Annotated in this window: 2 protein-coding genes; both read left to right on the top strand. The window is 68.6% G+C overall.

Going from position 1 to position 1,075, the window contains the following annotated elements; all coding sequences use genetic code 11:
• The first annotated feature begins 142 nt into the window (after positions 1 to 142).
• The gene (locus E4099_RS32270; protein ID WP_135342626.1) at positions 143 to 379 is read left to right on the top strand and encodes a DUF397 domain-containing protein; all 237 of its coding nucleotides are present in this window, start codon (positions 143 to 145) and stop codon (positions 377 to 379) included.
• Between the two features lie 240 nt (positions 380 to 619).
• Positions 620 to 931, top strand: coding sequence for a hypothetical protein (locus E4099_RS32275; protein WP_135342627.1), 312 nt, complete (start codon positions 620 to 622; stop codon positions 929 to 931).
• Positions 932 to 1,075: the final 144 nt, after the last annotated feature.

The raw sequence follows: 1,075 nt of genomic DNA on the forward strand, positions 1-1,075 counted from the left end.
CACCCCACCTCGACCAATCCCCTGAGCCACCGTCGACACCCCTCCCACCCGAGCCACACATACCCTTCCGGCCCGCCAAACCCCGGTCGGCCGCGTAGAGTCCACAACCCGTGAACACCCCTCCGACACCACCGAGGACGCCATGACCGAGCTCGACTGGCAGCGCGCCGAACCCGAGGACGGCGAAGAGGACCTGCCCTACCTGGAGGTCGCCGCCGGCCCGGACGGCCGGATCTACATGCGGGAGAGCAGCGACCCGGACACCGTCGTCATCACCACCCAGGCCAAGTGGGACGCCTTCCTGAAGGGCGTGAAGGCGGGCGAGTTCGACGATTTCGCCGAGGAACCGACCGCCGAAGCGCCCCCGCACTCCGCCTGACCCTCCCCTCGCCCAGGCTCCATTGCCCTGCGTCACGCATCGTGGTACACACAGTGACGACCCCGCCTTCCGCTCACCCACCCGACGCCCCGTTCGCGGAGGGTGGCCCACAACACGCGCAAGTTCCGGCAAGAAATACCGCCTAGTCGACATGCGAAGGCGGCATCGTCAGCGAAGATAGAGCTGACTCATGCCATGCGGCATGCTCAGACAACAACCCACAAGGGGCGGTGAGTTCACATGTTCCTGGCAGCCGGCGACAAGGGCGACATCACTACCATCATCGGCGGAATCGCCCCAGACTGGGGCCCGTTCGGCAGCCTAGGCGCCGAAGCCCGGGTGATGATCGAGGTCGTGATGGCCGTGTCCATCCTGCTCTGCCTCGGCATCGCCATCTGGGGCGCGGCCAAGCAGCGCATCGGCGCCACCGCCCTGCGCGACACCTTCAGCGCCGAACAGGGCAAGGGCCTGATCGTCGCCGGGCTGACCGGCGTCTTCATCATCGGCTCACTCGGCACCCTGTTCACGATCGTGTACGGCATGGCCATCTAGCGGCCCGACCCCCGGTCGGCCCACCCTGGACCGAACACGTTCCTCGGGCACCCCGACCGGACGGCCACCACCCCGTGTCCGCTCTTCCCGCCGTGCGCTCCGGCGGCCCGCCCACCCGAACCCGCGGGCCGCTGACGCGCATGC

It is taken from the genome of Streptomyces palmae (assembly GCF_004684805.1).
Classification (GTDB): domain Bacteria; phylum Actinomycetota; class Actinomycetes; order Streptomycetales; family Streptomycetaceae; genus Streptomyces; species Streptomyces palmae.

Bases quoted from the DNA above. Each gene is read 5' to 3' on its own strand.
- E4099_RS32270 (WP_135342626.1), top strand. From the start codon at position 143: ATGACCGAGCTCGACTGGCAGCGCGCCGAACCCGAGGACGGCGAAGAG.
- E4099_RS32275 (WP_135342627.1), top strand. From the start codon at position 620: ATGTTCCTGGCAGCCGGCGACAAGGGCGACATCACTACCATCATCGGC.